This is a genomic window from Alteromonas macleodii ATCC 27126, from assembly GCF_000172635.2.
GTDB classification, from domain to species: Bacteria; Pseudomonadota; Gammaproteobacteria; order Enterobacterales; family Alteromonadaceae; genus Alteromonas; species Alteromonas macleodii.
The window spans coordinates 4,226,607-4,247,814 of sequence record NC_018632.1; the positions used below are offsets into that span (position 1 = coordinate 4,226,607).

Sequence of the window (21,208 nt, forward strand, 5' to 3'; positions counted from 1 at the left end):
CTTTCAAACAGCCATTTTTATTTGACCTAAATTGTAAGCGCTTACAAAAAGCTTTTTACGTGGCATTTGCCACTACATAAAAACCCAATTTCTTTAGATCAGGGCTGAAAACAATGACGAAAAAAGCATCTCAACTTTCGCGGATAGCTGCCGCGATCTCAGTCGCAACCCTATTTGGCTGTGGAGGCGGAGCAACCACATCTACAGACATCGACGTTGTTGATCCTGCGGCACCCGTTTCTGACTGGGAGCTGGTATGGAGCGACGAGTTCGATGGGAACAGTATTGACGATGACAACTGGACTCACGAAGTAAACTGCGACGGTGGCGGCAATAATGAATCTCAGTGTTATACCGACAGCGAAGACAATTCATTTGTGTCTGACGGTAGCCTAAAAATTGTTGCTCTACCCGCGGAAGAAGGAGCGCAAAAGCCTTATACGTCAGCCCGTCTAAACACGCGCTACAAAGCAGACTTTAAATACGGCCGTATTGAAATGCGTGCTAAATTACCCTCTGGTCAAGGCAGTTGGCCGGCGTTTTGGATGATGCCTACTGATGAGGTTTACGGTGGCTGGCCTCGTTCTGGCGAAATTGACATCATGGAAGCCGTAAACCTTAAGGCACTAGATGCTGACGGCAATCCTGAAAGCCATATTCACGGCACCCTTCACTATGGTCAAGAATGGCCAAATAACGATAGCTCAGGCAAAGCCTACTCGCTTCCTGATGGAGCGAATCCAGCAGACGACTTTCACACCTACGCCGTTGAATGGCAAGAAGGCGAAATTCGCTGGTACATGGACGATTACCTTTACGCTACGCAGCGTCGTTCAGAAGTTCGTTATAACGCAAACGGTGACGCAACTGGACTTTCTCACCGCGGCTGGTATGCGGAATACTTTGAGCAAGGCACAGGTGAGCTAACCACTCACTGGGACAACGCGCCATTCGATCAAGAATTCTACATTATCCTTAACTTTGCAGTAGGTGGCGACTGGCCAGCTAACGTAAACGAAACAGGTATTGATGCTGAAGCGTTTGTCGAAGGTCAGACTTACGAGGTCGATTATGTTCGAGTGTACGAATGTGCATCGAACCCAGACACCGGCAAGGGCTGTGAAACTGTTCGCCCAGGTTACAACTCACTAGACGATGCATTAGTGGAAGGCGAGGCGCCTATCCCTTCACCACCGTCAACCGGTGTTGCACAAAACCTTACTATTTTCGACGGAACACCTAATCCAAACTGGCCTGCGTGGGACTGCTGTGGTGGGTCAACACCAGCACTCGTAGAAGATGCCGAGCAAGGACAGGTTTTCGAATTTGCTATTAATGAAACACCTACGGTAATGGGCTTTATCAGTCGAGCTCAATTCATTACCGACCCAGAAGGTGAAGCGTCTCCGTTTGATGCGTCTCCAATGGAAGAAACTGGCAGTGTTAAATTCGATCTGAAAGTTACATCGCTGCCTGCAAATGCGACAACTAATTGGCTATTTAAGATTGAAAGTTCTGAAGGTTCAACTGCCGCAGAACTTCCACTGATGGACGGCTATGTAGGACCCGCAGACACCGCTGGTGCTGCGCCTGAACAGGGTGTGTGGGAGTCTTACGAATTTCCACTTAGCGCGCTTGCAGCAGCAGGCTTAGATACAAGTGCTATCGATGTCATCATGGTTTTCCCTGCGTGGGATACCGGCAATGGCGCGGTTTACCGCATGGCTAACGTAGAAATTTCGCAAGAAGGCGGAGCTAGCTACCCAGAATTAGTCATCTTCGAAGATGGGCAAAACCCTAACTGGCCTATGTGGGACTGCTGTGGCGGCTCTACCCCTACTGAAGAAATGGACAACGAAGAACACGGTCTAACTGCAGAATTTCGAATTGGCGCAGAACCGACTGTAATGGGCTTTATCACGCGCCCAGAATCTGGCGGCGGTGACACCCCATTCGATGCTACAGCACTTACCGACGGTGGCTTATTGCAGTTTGATATGCGCGTAGTGAGTGCGCCTAGTAACGCCGAAGCATCTTGGATATTCAAAATCGAGTCTAATGGCGCATCTACTGCTGTTGAATTGCCACTCTCTGATAGCGTTGAGGGTCAGGAGCCTGTGGAAGGTGAATGGCAAACCTACACATTTACCATTTCAGAATTGCAGGCACGTGGTTTGGACGTGAGTGCTATCGACGTCATTATGGTTTTCCCAGCTTGGGGCACAGGTGAAGGCGCGGTTTATCGCTTAGACAATGTGAAATTTTACCACCCTGAAAGCGGCGAAGATGCGTCAGGTGCGGGCATCACGCTCTTTGCTGATACAGCAGCTGAACAATGGTCAATCTGGGATTGTTGTGGTGGTTCAACGCCAACTGAAGAAGTAGACGACGCGGAACACGGCACAGTAGCAGAATTTCGCATTGGCGCTACACCAACGGTGATGGGTTTCTTAGCTGATGAAACCGTATCATTCGATGCTTCATCACTACTTTCAAATGGCGCGATTAAGTTTGAAATGAAAGTAAGCTCAATGCCTAACGACGCCTCTGCACCTTGGTTGTTCAAAGTAGAGTCCATTAATGTCTCTTCTGCTGTTGAACTTCCAATGTTGGCCAGCTTGGAAGGTGCTGATCCGGTTGAAGGTGAATGGCAAACATACACTTTCCCACTACAAACCCTATATGACGCAGGCTTAGATATCAGCGCTATCAACGTCATCATGATGTTCCCAGCATGGGGGCAAGGCGAAGGTGCAGTTTATCGCATCGACAATGTAGAAATAGCAGCACAGTAACAAAGCAAATGCCGCTTTAGCCTTTAAAGCGGCAGTGACCAATTGATAAGAATTAGTAGGGCAATTATGAAAAACACACCATTTAAAAAGACCCAGCTTGCCACATCAATGGCTTTGTTGATGGGCTCTACCCTAGCTCTTCCCTCTTACGCACAAGAATCAGAAGCGGTAACACCGGCAGAGGGCGAAGTTGAAGTTATTCAAGTAAGCGGTATTCGCGGCAGTATGATCCGCTCTATGGATTTGAAACGCAGCTCAAGCGGCGTAGTAGATGCCATATCCGCTGAAGAACTAGGTAAATTTCCTGATACCAACCTGGCTGAGGCACTTCAACGCATTACAGGTGTAAGTATTAGTCGTTCAAACGGTGAAGGTAGTGAAATTACCGTTCGTGGTTTTGGTCCTGAGTTCAACCTAATTACCCTGAACGGTAGACAAATGCCGGGGACGGGCTTTACCCGTTCCTTCAATTTAGCCAACCTTTCTTCTGAAGGTGTAAACACGCTTGAGCTTCAGAAGACCGCCCGTGCAGAAAATCCCAGCGGGGGACTAGGTGCAACGGTAAACATTATTACCATGAAGCCGTTGGCGCAATCAGGACAAAATGCCACGTTTTCAGTGAAAGGTATTTACGACTCGTCTAACGAAGCGGGTGATGACGTAACCCCTGAAATTGCTGGTGTCTACAGCAACACGTTTGCCGATGACATGTTTGGATTTGGTCTGTCATTCTCTCACCAAGAACGTGACTTTCAGCAGCAAGCGGCAAATATTCAAGGCTGGCAGCTTCAAGAAAACGCTGCACTACCTGACTTAGACCCTGAAAATGTGGTTGATAACCGCACCAATATTACCGACGCTGCGTTCTTCCCTAAAGACATGAACTACAGCATTACTGACGTTCAGCGTGAGCGTTCAAACGCCCAAGTCACTTTCCAATTTCGCCCAGTTGACGATTTTACGGCAACGATAGATTACACTGCAACACGCGCCACTACTGGCACCAACACAGTGGGATGGGGTATTTGGAATAACTTTGGCGCTAATATTAATGCGTACGAATTAGACGAAAATGGTACAGCAGTCTATGCCGATATTAGTGGCGACGACGGCTCGTTTACTGCCAGTCGCGAAACCACGCGAGTTGACGCGCGTTCAATTGGTGTAAACCTAGACTGGGTAGTGTCTGACGATTGGCATTTCCGTCTGGATTACCACGATTCTTACAACGAGATTGATAACGGTTATGACAAAGGTTTGGGTAGCTCTGGCCAAATTATACTGGGCTCAAACCAGCTTGAGTCAAAAGTTTACGACTACAGAGCAGGCGAGATTCCACAAGTTTATGTGAACTGGAACAACGGTACGAATGAAATCTTACCTAGTGAAATTGACTCTAACTTCAGCCAATTCATTTACTCACCAGGTCGCTCTGATATTGAGCAACTGCAGCTTGACGGCACGTGGTATAACTCAGCTTTCGACATACCACTGGTTAAAATTGACTTTGGTTACGCCCGAACAGAACAAGCATTGACGGGTTTTGAAGCGTGGAGCGGACTACGCGGCGGCCCGGGTTTTAGTCCATCTTTCACAGAAATTTTCCCAGACAGCATGTTTATTCGCAATGACACATCAGGCTTCCTAGACGCCTTTGACGGTGGCGGCGCAGGCATGAATCCAGGTTACTATTACACCTATGATTTTGACGAAGCCATTGCCCGTCAACTTGCTTTCATTACTGGTGATGTCGTTGGCGAGAGTAACGCTTACTCTATCGACCCTTACTTCAGCGGAGCACCTTCTGTCAGTAACGTAGAGGAAATTACCGACTCTATTTATGTTCAGTCAGAGTGGGACTTCGAGGTCGGTGATTATTACGTGCAAATAAATGCTGGTGTACGCTACGAAGAAACAGAAGTGCCAAGCTCTGCGGAGGTTCGTGTACCTGTACAGGTAAATTGGGTCGCAGCTTCTGAGTGGATCACGCAGTTTGAAGACGAGCTACAGGTGCAAGACTTTACAGGCGAATATGACATTTTATTACCCATGTTCGACGTAAAAGTAGATGTGACGGATGACATTGTTGCGCGTTTCTCTTGGGGTAAATCAATTACCAGAGCGCCGATTGGCTTGCTACAAGGTGGCTTGGCATTCAGTGGAAGCCCTAAAATTGGCGCGAGAACCGCATCGGCGGGTAACACCAGCTTGCTACCGTTCGAGTCAACTAACTTAGACCTTTCATTTGAGTGGTACTACGACGAGTCGAGCATGCTTGCCGTGGGTTTATTCAGAAAGTCGGTTGAAAACTACATTACAACCACAGGTCAAGATCAGCAGTTCGAAGGTTTACGTGACATCTATCAAGGCCCTCGCTGGAACGAAGCCGTGACCGCATTAACGGCAGCTGGTGAGCAAGCCACCGATAGCGCTATCTATAATTACTTTATTGATAACGGCTATGCTGACGAAAACGGTGTGGTAACCCCTAATGCGGACGACCCGTTAATTACCTGGCGTACCACACAGCCTGGTAATTCCAGCGATTCAAAAACGGTTGAAGGTATTGAGCTAGCTATACAGCACACGTTTGGCGACACCGGTTTTGGTTTCGGCGCCAACGCAACGTTAGTTGACGGTGACGTTGAATACGACCCTTACAACCTGAACGAGCAAGACCCGCTTGTAGGCATCAGTGACTCCGCCAACTTCCAGGTGTTTTATGAGAAAGAAGGCCTTTCTGTAAAAGTGACCTATGCATGGCGCTCAGACTATGTTGTGGGTATTGGCCAAGCACAAGGTTCTTCAGATAACCCAGCAACTCAGTTCGACACCTTTGGTCAAGTTGATGCCAGCATCAACTATGATGTGAATGAGCACCTAACTGTCTTCCTAGAAGGCGTAAACATTAACGACGAAACAGAGCGTGGCTACGGCCGATTCGAAGAGCAATTCTTATTTGCTCGTCAGTACGGACCTCGCTACACGCTTGGCGCTAGATATACTTTCTAAGTTGATAGAGCAATAATACTAAGGGCCTTTTCAGGCCCTTTTTTGTTTTAGCACGCTAGAATTATCAAACATTTCTTCCAATATTTGATAACCTCACTAGACAAGCTCAGGTACGAGTAATAAAAGAAGAAAGCGAGTGAAGTATAAGAAGTGTATTAGCGTACTAGTGCTATTTTTGTTGGGAATAAACAATACCTTCGCATCTGACGATGACAGATATTTCCAAGCGTATTCCCAAATTATAGGCAGTAAACCCGACAGTGAAGAAGAGTTAACGGCATTAGTCTCTGACTCTGATGTCTTATCTGAACAGTCATCTCTTGCATCTGTTTACATTGCTTTACTGCAATCTATGCTTGATCATCCCACGGGATTCGAAGAGTACAAACTTGCCCCGAAAGACCACTTAAAAGATATAAAGCGTTCACACCCAGCGTTGTATTTCAGACACAACATTCTGTCAGCTTATAACCTCGCCATTCAGGAAAAGTGGCGTTTAGCCCATAGCACTATTGACGAAGTAATAGCGTTTGCCAACGACAATGATCCTGAGCTTTACTTTGACGCTATTGCGACTAAATCCATTTTTCTAGCGAGAATGGGACTAATTAGAGCATCCCTAAACTCAGGCGCGAAAGTGTTAGGCGAACTGCCTTCATTAACCGAAAAACGCTTCTTTGGAGACGGTGCAATAGAAAACATGGAGCTTGAGATAGGGCTCAATATGTCTTACTTAGGGGAGAATAAGCGTGCTTTAGAATTGTGTTCTCGTGCAGAGACCTTTTTTTATACTAGGCCTTTGTCTAGCCCCCATCGGTATTACCAAATTGCCCTAGACTGCCAACGAAGAAGCCTCGATAACTTAGGTCGAATAGATGAGGCTTTCGACATGCTCGAAAAATACACCGAATACGCTACATCCATTGAGGACTGGAATACCTACACCTATGGACTAGTTTTAAAAATTGAATATTTCTATGCTCTGGGCAAAGTAAAAGAGGCGCATGAATTAATTGAAAAAACTGAGAGTTTCATATCCTTACTACCGACCTCATACGATACTAACACTTATCAAATTTCTCGGTTCAAAGCACTAGTAGAACAGAGTGAGTTTGAAAGAGCTAACGCGTTGTCAGCTTTAATTATCGACAACTTGAGTGACGAGTACAGCTCACCCGATTTACATTGGGCACAATTCAAATCTATTCAGTCTTCTCTTTTCGAGCAGTTGGGGAACAAAGAGGCTGCCATTTCAGCATTGCGAGACAGTAAGAACTTTTATCAATCTCTTTACTATCAAACTGACGACAGAAAAGAACTGTTTAGCGACTATTATGAAAGTGCGTTAGCTGAGCGAAAACTACAACTCTTAAAACAACAGCACGAATTATCTCAACTGGAACTTGCAAACAGCAACAGAATGAATCTAATTCTTACTGCTGGGGCGCTGACTTTATTTGGACTTTTAGCCCTCATTAGCTATCTATATGCTGTCCAGCGAAGATTGAAAAGAGAACAGGAAACATTAGCGACCGTAGATACGCTCACAGGCGTTCGTAATAGAAGAAGTTTACTCGGCGCAGTGCAGTTAGAGCTAAATGAAGCAAAGTCATATAAAAACGACTTATCTTTGGTGTTAATCGATTTAGATAACTTCAAAGAAATCAATGACAACTATGGCCATGAGTGTGGGGACGATTTACTCAAAGCCTTTTGTGAACACGTTTCCAAGTGCATTAGAAAAACAGATACATTTGGACGTTATGGTGGAGAGGAGTTCATTCTGTGCCTTCCTAAGACGTCGGCTGCCGAGGCTAAAAAAGTTGTTAACTCTATCCTTGATAGTTATCGAAAAGTGCGTATTTCGCCAAATATCAGCGCACAAACCTTTTCCGCTGGCATTGCGCAGTATCAAACAGGGATTGAAACATCGAATCTCATTAAACAGTGTGACGAAGCACTTTATGTCGCTAAAAGGTTTGGTAGGAATAGAGTTTGTATTTTCAGTCAGGATGACTAAGAAAACCAAAGAGTTGAACGCCAATAAGTCGAGCGTACTACAGTATTAGAGTCATCAGACTTTAACACTGTAGTAACTAGTTTTAGCTACGGTCACTCGCGCGTTTCAAGCGACTGTTTTCGCTTATCCAACATTACTCGGTAACGGGCGTTCCGTCCTTATTAAATTTCGCTATTTCGGCGCCAGAAGACTCCCACTCTTCCTTTTCAGCTTTAGTGGCTTTGGGTGAGAACCAACCGACATAGGCGTAAAATATCCCTATTAGGGGCGCCGTCCAACATGCAAAGGCAAGAGGGATGTACAGCAGGTTTTCTAAGTTTGCGCCAGAAATACCCAGGCCAAGAGCAGATATCACAAACGCACCACCGGCATTCCAAGGGATGAGCGGAGACATTAACGTGCCCCCTTCTTCAATGCCACGGGACAGGTTAAGCGTGGAATAACCCATGCCTCTATAAACGGGTGAATACATTCTTCCCGGCAAGGCTACCGACAAGTACGGGTCGCCAGCCACCAGATTAGTAGAAAACGCCGTACCAACCGCTGCTATCTGTGTACCAGCAAAGGTTTTCGCTTTGCTCTTTATTGCATTGATAATGCTTCTTAGGCAGCCTGTCGTTTCTAACGCCCCACCGAAACCAAGCGCAATCAATACCAATGAGATAGTCCACATCATTGACTGAACACCGCCGCGATTAAGCAAACTATCTATTTCAACAATATTCGTTTGGATGGCATATCCGTTATTTGCATAATCGAAAACGGCTTGCAGACTCTGACCTTGCATAAACATGGCGAAAGCTCCTCCCACAACCGCTCCTGCAAATAACGCAGGAAGGGGTGGAATTTTCTTTAAGGCTAACCCCATAACAACAAGCGCTGGCAATAACGCCCACCCCGTAACGGTAAAGTTATCTTCTAATGCACTGGTGATACCTGCAATTTTTGCAAATGAGACGCTCTGAGCATCGATAACGAAGAAGCCGACGCCAAGGTAAATCAGAAATGCGAGCACCATGGCAGGGATTGTCGTTGCCATCATATTCTTGATATGTGAAAACACATCGGTACCTGTAACCGCTGGAGCAAGGTTTGTGGTATCCGACAGCGGCGATACCTTGTCTCCGAAAAAGGCGCCTGAAACTACTGCTCCCGCCGTCCAGTACATGGGGATATCGAATCCTTCACCGATACCCATTAATGCTAAACCAACGGTGCCTACGCTGCCCCAACTTGTGCCTAAAGAAACTGAAACGACTGCACAGATAACCATACCCGCGGCCAGAAAAATTTGGGGAGACAGGGTCTTTAACCCGTAGTAAATAATGGTGGGTACCGTACCGCTGGCTATCCAAATACCTATGATCATCCCTACAACAATAAGTACACTTACCGACGGCAACGCAACATGGATAACTTTAAAGATTCCTGCCCGCACTTCTTCCCACGTTAGACCAAGATAAGTACCAACAAAACTTGTTAATGCTATGCCAATGGCAAGCGGTATATGAGGCTCAAACACGCCGAAGTAAAATATCTGGGTGCCGAGGATTAAAAGCGTCAATACAACAGGTGTTAACGCAAGCAAGAGACTTGGTGTTGCACGCTGTTCATCTGTCATTTTACTACCCTGTAATTTTCCCGAATGACAAGAATGAATGCAGGACGGAAACACGTCTTATCTACTTTCATCTCACCAACGATTGTTGTTTATATTACAGGTTGGCTACGGGATGAACTGCATAATAGATCGATAAACGGAAGGCTCAAGGTCGGTGCAAACAAAAAAAAGCCGCCAGTTTTTGAGGTTGGCGGCGTTGTTTTTTCTAGTAGCGTTGAGAGCTACTTACTGTTTAGTTTTGGCAACTTATACTCGCCGATTTGTCAGCCTCAGGGGTAAACTGAATATCTGCCACACTCAAGCTAGCCTTCCCTGAACTTCCCAGCTCAAACGGCACAACAAGGCCGGTAAAATCGATACCTTCATTAACAAAGCACTGTAGGTCAATACTTATGTTTGTCCATGTGTCAGCTGGCATTGCCTTTAGCTGCTCGCTAATATCAATTTGAGTTGAACAGCTGCCCGCTGCGTCTCCCTCGCCTTCACAGTTCATGCCTACCGTTACAGGTGCATTTATGTCTGAGTGACGACTAACGTTAAAGCTTAGGGCACCATGCGTAAGTAATTGCGCACTTAAATCTTCACGGAAAAAGCTCTTGCTTGCAAAACGCATAGCGGCGAACTCAGTGCCATCGAAAGTGATTTTACGCGCATCTTCCTGCACTTCCTTATCAACCGTACGATAAGTAATAGCTCCAACAGTATGCGTGCTAGCGTTTACTGCCAGAGAATCATCACCAGAGTAAAGCCATAATACCCAAGGTGCCTCAACCGAGCCCTTTAGAATTTCCATCGGCTTGTTGCTGTCAGTACTGACTCTAATTTCAGTATTTAGCGTATCGCTTAGAACGTTGTCATCGCTGTACGTTAAGCCGAAGCCATAAGGCAGCAAAGGTTCATAGGTTTCATCGCCCTTGTTAACGATCTGCTGAGGCTCTGACGGCCACGAGAAAGACAGCTTGCCTTTAAAGTCCTGCTCACCAAACAAAACGTCTGCCACCGCTGCACCTTCAGAGCCAGGAAGCCAAGCTGCAACAAATGCATCAGATGCATTTAGCTCTGCGTTAACCCACATCGGACGGCCGCTGATAAACACCGACACCACGGGAATTCCCTGAGATTTCAAGTTTTCGAGCAACGCTAGATCCGTCTTGCTACCGTGTTGATAAATTAAGGTTTCTCTATCGCCATGACCTTCTGCATAAGGCTCTTCACCGAACACCACTATGGCGACATCAGGTTTAGTTTCAAAGCTACCGTCAACCGATAGCTGTACGTTACCACCTGCATTTTCTACATGTGCTTTAATACCGTCATAAATAGAGCTGCCGCCAGGGAAGTCATCGTTGGTATTATTTGTGCCTTGCCACGTAATACTCCAACCACCTGATTGCTTGCCGATGTTATCCGCACCATCGCCCGCTACCAATATGCGTTTGCTTGCAGAAATCGGGAGGGTTTTATTTTTATTTTTCAGCAGTACCAGAGACTCGCGCACCGCTTGCGCCGCCACTTCTCTATGCTCTGCCTTACCAATAAGCGAACGGTCGCCAGATAACGGGCGGTTTGCCGGGCTTGGCTTTTCGAAAAGTCCAGCGCGTACTTTCACTCGAAGAATTCGGCGTACCGCATCATCAATACGCGACATAGGAATGATGCCATCGTTTACTTGAGCAAGAGTGTTGTCATACAGCACCTTCCAATCGTTTGGCACCATAAAAATATCCAAGCCTGCATTGATGGCCTGTGCACAATCTTCGTTGTTGCAACCTTTAACTTGCCCATGACCGTTCCAGTCACCGACTACAAACCCGTCAAAGCCCATTTGCTCTTTAAGTACGTCGGTTAGTAAGTATTTATGACCGTGAAGCTTCTCGCCATTCCAGCTATTGAACGACGCCATAACAGACTGCGCGCCCGCCGTTAATCCGCCCACATAGCCTTGGGCGTGAATATCAAATAACGCTTGTTCGCTGGCAACATTGTCACCTTGGTCATCACCGCCAACCGTACCGCCGTCACCTACAAAGTGCTTTACCGTACTAATTACACGCTGGTCGCTTAAGAAGTCTTTGTCAGCTGCCCCTTGAAGACCTTTAACCACAGAAGCAGCATACTCTCTAACAATGGCTGGGTCTTCAGAATAGCTCTCGTAGGTTCTGCCCCAGCGATCGTCACGTACCACAGCAACGGTAGGCGCAAATACCCAATCGATACCTGTCGCCATGACCTCTTTAGCTGTAATGTGCGCAATCTTCTCCACCAGTTCAGGGTTATTCGCCGCGCCTAATCCAATGTTGTGAGGAAACAAGGTTGCGCCTATAACATTGTTATGACCGTGAACAGCGTCTGTCCCCCACATTGTAGGAATTGTCGAGCCGTCCAAACTGTCATCGATGGAAGCCTGATAAAGCTTTTCTGCAAGTGCTACCCAGTCTTCTGGTGTGGCGTGCTTGTCGTTATTAGGGAATGCACCACCGCCGTTAAGATAAGAACCAAATCCATATTTGCGCATATCTTCTACCGTGATATTGCGAATTTCAGGCTGGATCATCTGCGCAATTTTTTGCTCGATAGTCATGGTAGACAGAATTTCTTCTACCTTAGTTTCGACAGTAGCGTTTGTTTTAACTTCAATATCTAGTTTAGGCCATACCTCGCCCGCTTTGTTTGGCTGTGGCTCAACGTCATCGACTGAAGACGTATTTTTTTCAGCTGAACATGCACTAACTAAAACGCCAACCAATGCACCGGTAACAACTTTCGCGATTATACTTTTTCGCATTATTTATCCTCGTTACTTTTCAGTGGTATTAATGTGAGATACGCGACTTCCTACAAGCCCATAGTAGGCAATGTAAAGGTAGCAAGAAGCGGGTAGTAAAAATGACAGCGTAACGCCGACGGTGTCTGCAAGCATGCCTTGAAGCAGTGGAATAATGGCACCGCCAACTATGGCTAAACAAAGAATGCCTGAACCTTGTGGGGTGTCTTTTCCTAGCTGGTGAAGTGCAAGACTAAAAATGGTAGGGAACATGATTGAGTTAAACAAACCTACTCCCAAAATGCTCCACAGCGCTATGTCTCCTGTGCTTGAAAGTGATAGCAAAATAAGCGCAATAGCCACACAAGCGTTGAACGCCAGCACGTAGCCACCCGAGATTTTTTGCATGACCATAGCACCGATAAAGCGCCCTACCATCGCGCCTCCCCAGTAGTAAGCAAGCAGCTTGGCCGCCCCTGCCTCACTTAATCCGCCAACCGCCGGACTCGCTAGATAATTCACTAGCATGCTGCCAATAGCCACTTCCGCGCCGACATACATAAAAATGCCGACAGCGCCTAAAACAAGGTGCTTGTGATGCCATGCACCTCCTTTAAATACTCCAGTGCTTGTGCTGGTGTGATTTAGCTTCGGCAGCTTTAAATACATGAAAATAAGAGCCAGAAGAAGCAGTGATGCAGCAAGAATTAAGTAAGGCACTTGCACGTCTGAAGCGCTTGGCGTACCGCCTCCGTGCTCTCCTGTAGCGCCGTAGATAAGATAAGAACCGAAGAATGGAGCCACGGTTGTACCAAAAGCGTTAAATGCTTGGGTCATGGTGAGTCGTGACGAGGCAGTTTTAGGGTCGCCGAGTGCCGTTACATAAGGGTTGGCAGACACCTGAAGTACGGTTATACCAGACGCTAATACAAAAAGAGCTAACAGAAAAATACCGTATATTTGACTTGATGCAGCGGGGAAGAACAGCAAGCACCCCACGCAGGCTATAGCGAGCCCAAGTACAATACCTTTCTGGTAACCAATGCGCGACACCACCATGCCTGCAGGCAGTGACACAATGAAATAGGCACTAAAAAAGCAAAACTGAATCAGCATTGCTTGTGTGAAGCTAAGGTTGAATGCACCTTTTAAGTAAGGAATAAGGATGTCATTCAAACAGGTAATAAAACCCCACATGAAGAACAGCGTGGTGAGTGAGATAAGCGCAAAACGGTATCCACCGTTTGCCTCTGCCTCTTGGGCGCTTGAAATATTAGGCTGCACTGGTGTGTCCACGAATAACCTCTGTTGCTATTTTTCTATTTAATGATAAATTTACATTTGAAAGCGCTTACATATAACTTTAAATAATTTTGTAAGCGCTTACATTGAAGAGATGATTACACGAAGCGTAATCGAATTCAATGTAAATATGATGTTATTTGCCCTGTCTAGTGCAGGGTTAATATGAAAAAATTGTTATAGTCAGGACATACCCACGATGCAAGAAATTAACCTTCCATCCAATTCAATGATGTTGTCGAAAGACTTTTTGTTTGGTGTGGCTACATCAAGTTTCCAAATAGAGGGAGACAGAAAAGGAAGATTAGATTGTATTTGGGACACGTTCTGCGAAAAGAAAAATGCCATTACTGATGCCACTAACGGTGACATTGCCTGTAACCACATAGATTTGTGGAAACAAGATGTAGAGCTAATTGATTCTCTTGGTGTTGATGCTTATAGACTGTCTATCTCGTGGCCACGAGTGATGAAACAGGACGGTAGCGTAAACGAAGTGGGCATGCGCTTTTACGTAAACTTAGTCAATGAAGTTATCAAGCGCGGCATGAAAGTGTTCGTGACGCTTTATCACTGGGATTTACCGCAACACCTTGAAGACAACGGTGGCTGGCTTAATCGCAATACAGCCTATGCATTCGAAAAATATGCTGAAGCCGTAGCAAACGCGTTGGGCGAAAAAGTCCACTCCTACGCGACATTAAATGAGCCATTTTGTTCAGCCTATTTGGGTTATGAGGCAGGCATTCATGCACCTGGAAAGACAGGCATGGCAAATGGTCGAAAGGCAGCGCATCACTTATTGCTTGCTCACGGTTTAGCGTTGAAGGTGCTTAACCGAGTTTGCCCAAAAAGCCAAAACGGTATCGTACTTAACTTTAGCAATTGCCATACAAAAAGTGATTCACCCGAAGACATACACGCCGCCAAACTCGCCGATGATTACCACAATCAATGGTATCTAAAGCCTATTATTGAAGGCAAATATCCAGACATTATCGATAAGCTCGCTCCCGACGTTAAGCCAGACATTGCGGAAGGTGATATGGCTATTATTTGCCAACCAATCGATTACTTAGGCATTAATTATTACACCCGCACTGTGTATCAAAGTGATGGCAATGGTTGGTTTGAAATTGTGCCTCCAGCCACAACCGAATTAACCGCAATGGGCTGGGAAATCACTCCTGATGCCTTTACCGAGCTGCTTGTTGATTTGCACCAACGCTACGACTTACCGCCTATCTATATCACTGAAAACGGAGCAGCAATGGATGATGAGCTCATAGATGGGGAAGTGTTGGACAATGGGCGTACCGCCTACTTCCACACCCATTTAAATGCGGTAAATGAAGCAATAGAAAAAGGCGTAGACATACGCGGATATTTTGCATGGAGCCTAATGGACAACTTTGAGTGGGCACTGGGCTATTCAAAGCGTTTCGGCATAGTTTATGTCGACTACGCAACCCAAAAACGTACGCCAAAACAAAGCGCTTTGGCTTATTCAAAACTGGTTAAGAGCCGGATAAATGGGTACATTAGCGGTATCAAATAAGGACAAGTACCAAACCGTATGGCAACAATTTACCAAGTATCAGAGGCCGCAGGTGTTTCGTTAGCTACCGTTTCTCGCGTTATGAATGGCAACGCGAAGGTAAGCGAGCGCACCCGCAAAAAAGTAGAGGATGCTATGGCATCGTTGGGATATCAACCCAATGCCATCGCTCAATCTCTTGCGTCAAACCGCACTAACAGCGTCGGTTTGCTCGTATCAGAACTGCACGGCTCTTACTTTGGCGACTTGATGAGTACGGTAGAACATGTACTTAAACAAAACGGTAAGCACGTTATTATTACCGCCGGTCATGTGGATGAAAAGCGCGAGCACGAAGCTATTGAGTTTCTAAAAAGCCGCCGTTGCGATGCCTTGATTCTTCACGCTGAAGCCGTCTCCGATGACTACTTAAAAACACTAGTAGACAGTAAGATCCCCGTTGTTGTGATAAACCGAAAAGTGGACGCTCTCGACGAGAACTGCTTTGTTGTGGACAACGAAAGAGGCGGCTACATGGCAACGAAAGCTGCTATTGATGCAGGCCACAAAAAGATTGCGTACATTAGCGGGCCGCTATTTAAAAAGGATGCGAGCGATCGTCTGGCAGGTCACAAAAGAGCCCTTCAAGAAGCAGGGGTTACCTTTAGTGAAAACAGTGTCTTTGAAGGTGACTTCCACGAGTCATCAGGCCAAGAAGGCATGCAGCATCTTCAGAAAACATTCTCTGACTTTACCGCATTGGTATGCGCGAACGACGAAATGGCCTCTGGTGCAATGACCGCCGCAAGAGAAGCGGGATTTGATATACCGTCCCAGCTTTCTATCATTGGCTTCGATAACGTACTGTTTTCGCGCTACCTTTATCCGAAACTCACTACAATTAATAACCCTATTCACGCTATGGGAGAAATGGCTGCTTATTGGGTGCTACAACATGTTTATGACATAAAAAGCCCTATTCCTATTGAGCACTTATTTGAACCCGAAGTAGTAAATAGGGACACATTAGGCAAACTATAAAATGAATAAAGCCCTGTCTCCGTCGCTGTATTACACACTCATTGTCTCTCTTGGAGGGTTTATTTTTGGCTTCGATGCCAGTGTAATAGCAGGAGCCAATGGCTTTATCGATGCCGAATTTAACCTAAGCGATTGGCAGCAAGGCTTCGTCGTAAGCTCACCGACACTAGGCGCGCTAATAGCCATGCTATTTGCCGGCGGCGTTAGCGACGCTATTGGCAGGCGCAAAGCACTCATTCTTGTCGCTTTCCTTTACCTGCTTTCTTCTGTCGGCTCAGCCTTAGCCCCTAATTTCGAACTATTAGTGCTTTCTCGCTTTATTGGCGGCATTGCGTTTTGTTCGCTGATCATTGCCCCGCTGTATATTTCGGAAATAAGCGCCCCAGAAAACCGAGGCAAAATGGTGTCGGTGAACCAGCTAAACATTGTATTTGGCTTCGCCCTATCCTATTTCACCAACTATTACCTGTTGCAGCTCAGCAATAGCGGTGCAGGTTGGGTTACTGAATGGAGTATAGATACGCATTTGTGGCGCTACATGCTGGGCTTGGAGGTTATCCCCGCAGCACTATGGTTTGGTTTACTGTTTACTATTCCGCGTAGCCCCAGGTGGCTGGTACTAAAAGGCCAACACGAGGAAGCCGAACAGGTTATAAACCGCTTATTCGACAAAGCCCAAGCCAGCGCTCTTGTTGAAGATATAGCGTCTTCACTTAAAGAAAAGTCGTGGCCTTTTCGTGAACGCCTAGGCTTTCTAAAGGCGAAGGCCATGCGATTTCCGTTAATGGTGGGCATTATTATTGCCATTGCTCAGCAAATTACCGGCATTAACGTTATCTTTTTTTACGCGCCCACGATTTTTGAACAAAGCGGTGTAGGTACCAATGCGGCATTTATGCAGGCTGTATGGATTGGCTTGGTTAACGTAGCATTTACCGTGGTTGCTATGCTAACTATTGATAAATGGGGAAGAAAACCGCTGCTGCTGATTGGCTTAACTGGCGTAGTGATCAGCATGTCTATTTGTACCTATGGCTTTAAACAGGCGACATATCAAGTACAGCAAACGGCCATAAACGAAATACAGCAAGATGCGCCGAGTGTGGCAATAAAGCTAACTCCACTAACCAACGATATTTACTATTCAGACGTTGAGTTTAAGCGCACGCTAAAGACCACACTTACCAGCGACGAATACGATGCGTATCAGCAACCATTGCTAACTAGCAGTATTAATATGAATGCACCTTTAGTGTTGTTTGGCATTATTGCGTTTGTTGCTTCGTTCGCGATGTCTCTTGGCCCAGTGATGTGGGCAATGCTTGCTGAAATTTTTCCGAATCAAACCCGCGCTTTGGCTATTTCATTAGTTGGCATGGTGAATTCACTCACCAGTTTTCTAGTTCAAGTTGTTTTCCCTTGGGAGTTGGCCAACTTGGGAGCCGCGGCCACGTTTGCAATTTACGGCGTGTTTGCCTTAGTCAGCCTGATCTTAGTTGCTAAGTTCTTCCCAGAAACAAAGGGAAGAACGTTGGAAGAAATCACGGAAGAATTTGAGCGATCCGCTTAGCTGAGGTCAATCCTGTATATTAAGGCAACCTGATAGCATGCTGACCTGCACAAAGGTTATTCATTCTCGCCTCTTCTAATAGTAGTGTTGATGATACATTTAACGCGCTTGGCGTAACGTGAGAAGCAACTAGGATGAGATGGTTGGCAGCGTAGCGATTTAATACCTCACACACTTTATGCTGAGTAGTCACATCCAAGCCCTCGAAGGGTTCATCAACAAGCAACACTTTTGCGTGAGATAAAATAGCGCGCGCTAAGGCTAGTCGCTTACGCTCTCCCCCAGAGAGCGTCCTACCCGCCTTGCCAACCCACATAGACAACGGCAACAGTGCCTCTAGCCCTAATTGAGCTAACAGGTTAGTCATGTCATCAAGGGGAATACCCATTCCGGCAGGGTCTAAATTTGAAGAGACACTGCCAGAAAGCACTATTGGCTCTTGTTCCACATAGCGCCAGTTTTTAATTAAGCCATCGGCTATACGCATGCCATCCACTTCTTTAAGTCCAGTAGAAGGCACAACCCCCGCAATTGACTGAAGCAAAGATGACTTACCACAGCCTGACGGCCCGGATATACATACGATGCCAGTGGCTGGGAATGTAGCATTGACCAAAGGTAAGCGTCTATTTTTGGCAGTATAGCCAGATAACGTAAGTGAATGGTGCAGTTCGGTGCGTTCAAGTACTTTAATGGGTGAGGTTTTGAGCTTCTTAAGGGCTTTCGCGCTTTGTTTGTGCTGTGCAAACTTGGTAATGCTGTGAAAAGCTGCACCAGCCCAATCAGGCGCAGCCATCAATATCATGGGCACAACAATAGCAATAGGCATATACGAAAAGTCAGATATTGGACTAACTGCGCCCGACATAACTAACACTACCGCAAAAAATGCCGCGCCTTGAAACCACCAGCTCGCGCGTAAAGCTTTGTCTTTCTGCGTAGTTTGTTGTCGCCACACCCTGTCAGCACTCGGCATGCTATTGATCGCATGCCCACCCTCTTCCTTTGGCATGTTGTTCATTGCTTTATTTAAGTGCCATATAGCGCTGCAGTTAAGAAAGTCGGCTGACTCATGGCGAAACACTTTATTTTCCTTTGTCGCTTTTTTCGCAACGTTTAAACCACTAAAGCCTTGCAGCACAACGATGAAGAGCCAAATAACAAAAAGTGTAAGTAAAAACGAGGTGCCGGGAAGGTCAAACCATACTGCAACAATGCAAAGGTTAGTGAATATAAATGTGATGTTAGAAAGCGGAGCTATCCAAGCAATCCACCGACTGGCAAGCGTTTCGGTATGCTGGGCTAATGCTTCTGTTGTGAATGCTTTGTCGGTAATTTTACTGTTTTCAAGTTGACTGAATACAAGCAAGCGCCCCTCTGCGATACGGGTAAGCAAATCGTTATGACCCACCCACATACTGGCATATCCCGAAGCAATGCGAAGTAGTGCTAGCGCGCGAATAACCACCGCGGGAATAACGTAATTAAAACCTACAGGTGCAATAGCGCTGATAGCGATAAACCACGAAGAAATAACAAGAATGGTTATTCCTGCCACACCGTGTAAAAGAGCAAGCAGTACCGTGAGATAAGCCGGTTTACTTTTCATCAAGGCCACACTCCTTTTGATTGGCATTCGCCTTAAAGCTCGTTGCCGTCACACTGCTACAGCCTTGTAGGTGCTCGTCTTGTAATGCGCCTATTTTGCTTTTAAGCCCTGCCTCTGATTTTGACTTTGAGTTGAAAATGGCGTCTTGTTCGGGCGTGCTTCGCGATACCGTCCAAAAGCGGTTAAACCAGTTTGCAGGGAGTGCTTTGTGAGAAGCCCAAATCAGTGTTTTGTCTCTACCCAAACGTTCAATTAACTGTGCCAATCTTGCATGCTGGGAATCTGGCAAATGGGCCGTGGGTTCATCGAGCAACCATATATTGTCTTTGCGCAACAGCGCTCTCGCAAGCGACAGCCTTTGCGCTTCTCCACCTGAAAGCAGTGGATAATCCGTCATTACCGTATCAAGCCCCAAAGGCAATAACGACAGCCACAAGTCAAGTTCTACTGCTTCTAGCGCTTTCATAAGCGCGTCGTCTGTAAAGCTGTCGTTTAAACACAAATTTTCACGCACGGTACCTGCCGTGATCACGGGGTGCTGGGTTATCCAAATTACCGGTTCACTGAATGTATGTGTGCTAGGTCTTTGACCGCCTAAGGCTTCTAATAATAGTGTTTTACCTGAACCAGAGCGCCCGCTAATGAGTATTTTATCGCCCTTTGATACTTCTAGAGATTCAGCGTGCAAAAGCACAGACGGCTCATCAACATCCGTTGTAGCGTTGGAGCTTTGCGAGTGAGTTTGCCCGGTATTAATGTCGTAGACCTTAAGATTGTTAGCCGTTAGCAATACACCGGGTTCTGAAAAATGATAGTGGGATGTGACAGAGTTAACCGGATTCACTGCACTACTATCAAGATATTGCGTGAAGCACGAGAATAACGGCGCGAGTTCAGCTTTGGCTGCTTCTGCTTGCGCCTTCTGATGGTATACCTGCCCCAACTTTTTCATTTCACTTAGCAGCAAAGGTACGGTCAGCAATATCCATAAGCCTTGCTGGAGCGTTATTTCTGGCCCAATACTCAATTCACCTAACAGTGAAAAACCAATAAATACTGCCGTAAGTGCAACCGCGAGTGTTGCGAAGAAGTCGAGCACGCTGTTGGACAAAAAGGCTACGCTCACTACTTTCATAGTACGCGCATTCAAGTTTTTACTGGCATCTTTAAGCAGGGCTGTTTGTTTTTGATGCGCCTGAAAATTTGCCAGCATCGGCAGCGCGGCTAACCTATCAGTAAATAAACTTCCCAAACGTTCAAGGGCGATAAAGTGCTTTCGATGTAGGGCTGCGGCTCCCTTGCCCACAATGATCATAAAAAGCGGCACTACCGGCAATGTTAGTAATAGGCCAATCCCTATAACGGGGTTCACATAAAAGATAACGGCTAAAGCAAACAAGGGGACAACAACTGCAATCATTTGCTGCACTCGATATTCAAGTGCCCAGTCAGCAAAAGCCTGTAAGTGCTGTAGCCACAACGTTTGCCAATAGTAAACTGAGTGCTGTCGAATAAGCGCATGTTGACGCTCAATGAATACGTGTTGTAGGTGCTGTTCGAGCTTGTTTAACACCTGCATTTTTGCACTACTAGATAAGGCATTGAATGCGCCTTGTAGCAGCCAGCTAAGCCCCAGAGAAACGGCAAGTCCTGTGACATCACTCGCTGTTGCAGGAGACTGGTTTACTACCCAGTCATGAGCAATATGAGAAAAATAATAGAACCCAATAATCAAAGAAAAAAGCGACAAACACTTAACCACTACTTGCGCCATAAGCGAAGTGCGCAAGCCAAGCGACTGCGCCTTATCTATCTTATTGGACCACGCGTTCAGCGTTTGCCGGTTGGGAACTTTTTCTTTGATCACTGTGGTTTTGACTCATCTTTTTCGTTACTTAGTAACGAGAGCAAATCTCGCATTTCTTTTTCATTCTTTT

The 21,208-nt window shown here is 46.2% G+C and carries 11 protein-coding genes; 6 read left to right on the forward strand and 5 right to left on the reverse strand.

The annotated features are described in order from the left end of the window. Positions 1–113 precede the first annotated feature (113 nt). From MASE_RS18040 to MASE_RS18050, 3 genes are all read left to right on the forward strand, one after another. Positions 114–2,795, forward strand: a complete 2,682-nt coding sequence (locus MASE_RS18040) for a glycoside hydrolase family 16 protein (RefSeq protein ID WP_014951138.1) — start codon at positions 114–116, stop codon at positions 2,793–2,795. Positions 2,796–2,861: 66 nt separating this feature from the next. Beyond that, positions 2,862–5,807, forward strand: a complete 2,946-nt coding sequence (locus tag MASE_RS18045; RefSeq protein ID WP_014951139.1) for a TonB-dependent receptor — start codon at positions 2,862–2,864, stop codon at positions 5,805–5,807. A gap of 136 nt (positions 5,808–5,943) precedes the next feature. Then, positions 5,944–7,827, forward strand: coding sequence for a GGDEF domain-containing protein (locus MASE_RS18050; RefSeq protein ID WP_014951140.1), 1,884 nt, complete (start codon positions 5,944–5,946; stop codon positions 7,825–7,827). Between the two features lie 133 nt (positions 7,828–7,960). On the opposite strand, the gene nhaC is transcribed toward MASE_RS18050, so the two are convergent. From nhaC to MASE_RS18065, 3 genes are all read right to left on the reverse strand, one after another. After that, positions 7,961–9,448, reverse strand: a complete 1,488-nt coding sequence (gene nhaC / locus MASE_RS18055; RefSeq protein WP_014951141.1) for a Na+/H+ antiporter NhaC — start codon at positions 9,446–9,448, stop codon at positions 7,961–7,963. Positions 9,449–9,680: 232 nt separating this feature from the next. Beyond that, a complete protein-coding gene (locus tag MASE_RS18060) occupies positions 9,681–12,233 on the reverse strand; it encodes a glycoside hydrolase family 3 protein (RefSeq protein ID WP_014951142.1) in 2,553 nt (850 codons plus the stop codon). A 12-nt stretch (positions 12,234–12,245) separates the two neighbouring features. Next, on the reverse strand, positions 12,246–13,508 hold the full coding sequence (locus MASE_RS18065) for a sugar MFS transporter (RefSeq protein ID WP_014951143.1): 1,263 nt from the start codon (positions 13,506–13,508) through the stop codon (positions 12,246–12,248). 205 nt (positions 13,509–13,713) lie between these two features. Between MASE_RS18065 and MASE_RS18070 the strand changes: the two genes are divergently transcribed. From MASE_RS18070 to MASE_RS18080, 3 genes are read left to right on the forward strand one after another with little or no spacing between them, the layout of a single operon-like run. Then, on the forward strand, positions 13,714–15,072 hold the full coding sequence (locus MASE_RS18070) for a GH1 family beta-glucosidase (protein WP_014951144.1): 1,359 nt from the start codon (positions 13,714–13,716) through the stop codon (positions 15,070–15,072). An 18-nt stretch (positions 15,073–15,090) separates the two neighbouring features. Further along, positions 15,091–16,092, forward strand: a complete 1,002-nt coding sequence (locus MASE_RS18075; protein WP_014951145.1) for a LacI family DNA-binding transcriptional regulator — start codon at positions 15,091–15,093, stop codon at positions 16,090–16,092. A 1-nt stretch (position 16,093) separates the two neighbouring features. Then, complete coding sequence (locus MASE_RS18080) at positions 16,094–17,662, forward strand: sugar porter family MFS transporter (RefSeq protein WP_014951146.1); 1,569 nt, start codon at positions 16,094–16,096, stop codon at positions 17,660–17,662. A gap of 19 nt (positions 17,663–17,681) precedes the next feature. On the opposite strand, the gene MASE_RS18085 is transcribed toward MASE_RS18080, so the two are convergent. Further along, a complete protein-coding gene (locus tag MASE_RS18085; protein ID WP_014951147.1) occupies positions 17,682–19,271 on the reverse strand; it encodes an ATP-binding cassette domain-containing protein in 1,590 nt (529 codons plus the stop codon). Then, positions 19,261–21,138 (reverse strand): ATP-binding cassette domain-containing protein, encoded by a 1,878-nt coding sequence (locus MASE_RS18090; protein WP_014951148.1) that lies wholly within the window; start codon positions 21,136–21,138, stop codon positions 19,261–19,263. Before MASE_RS18090 ends, MASE_RS18085 begins: the two co-directional genes overlap by 11 nt. Positions 21,139–21,208 lie beyond the last annotated feature (70 nt).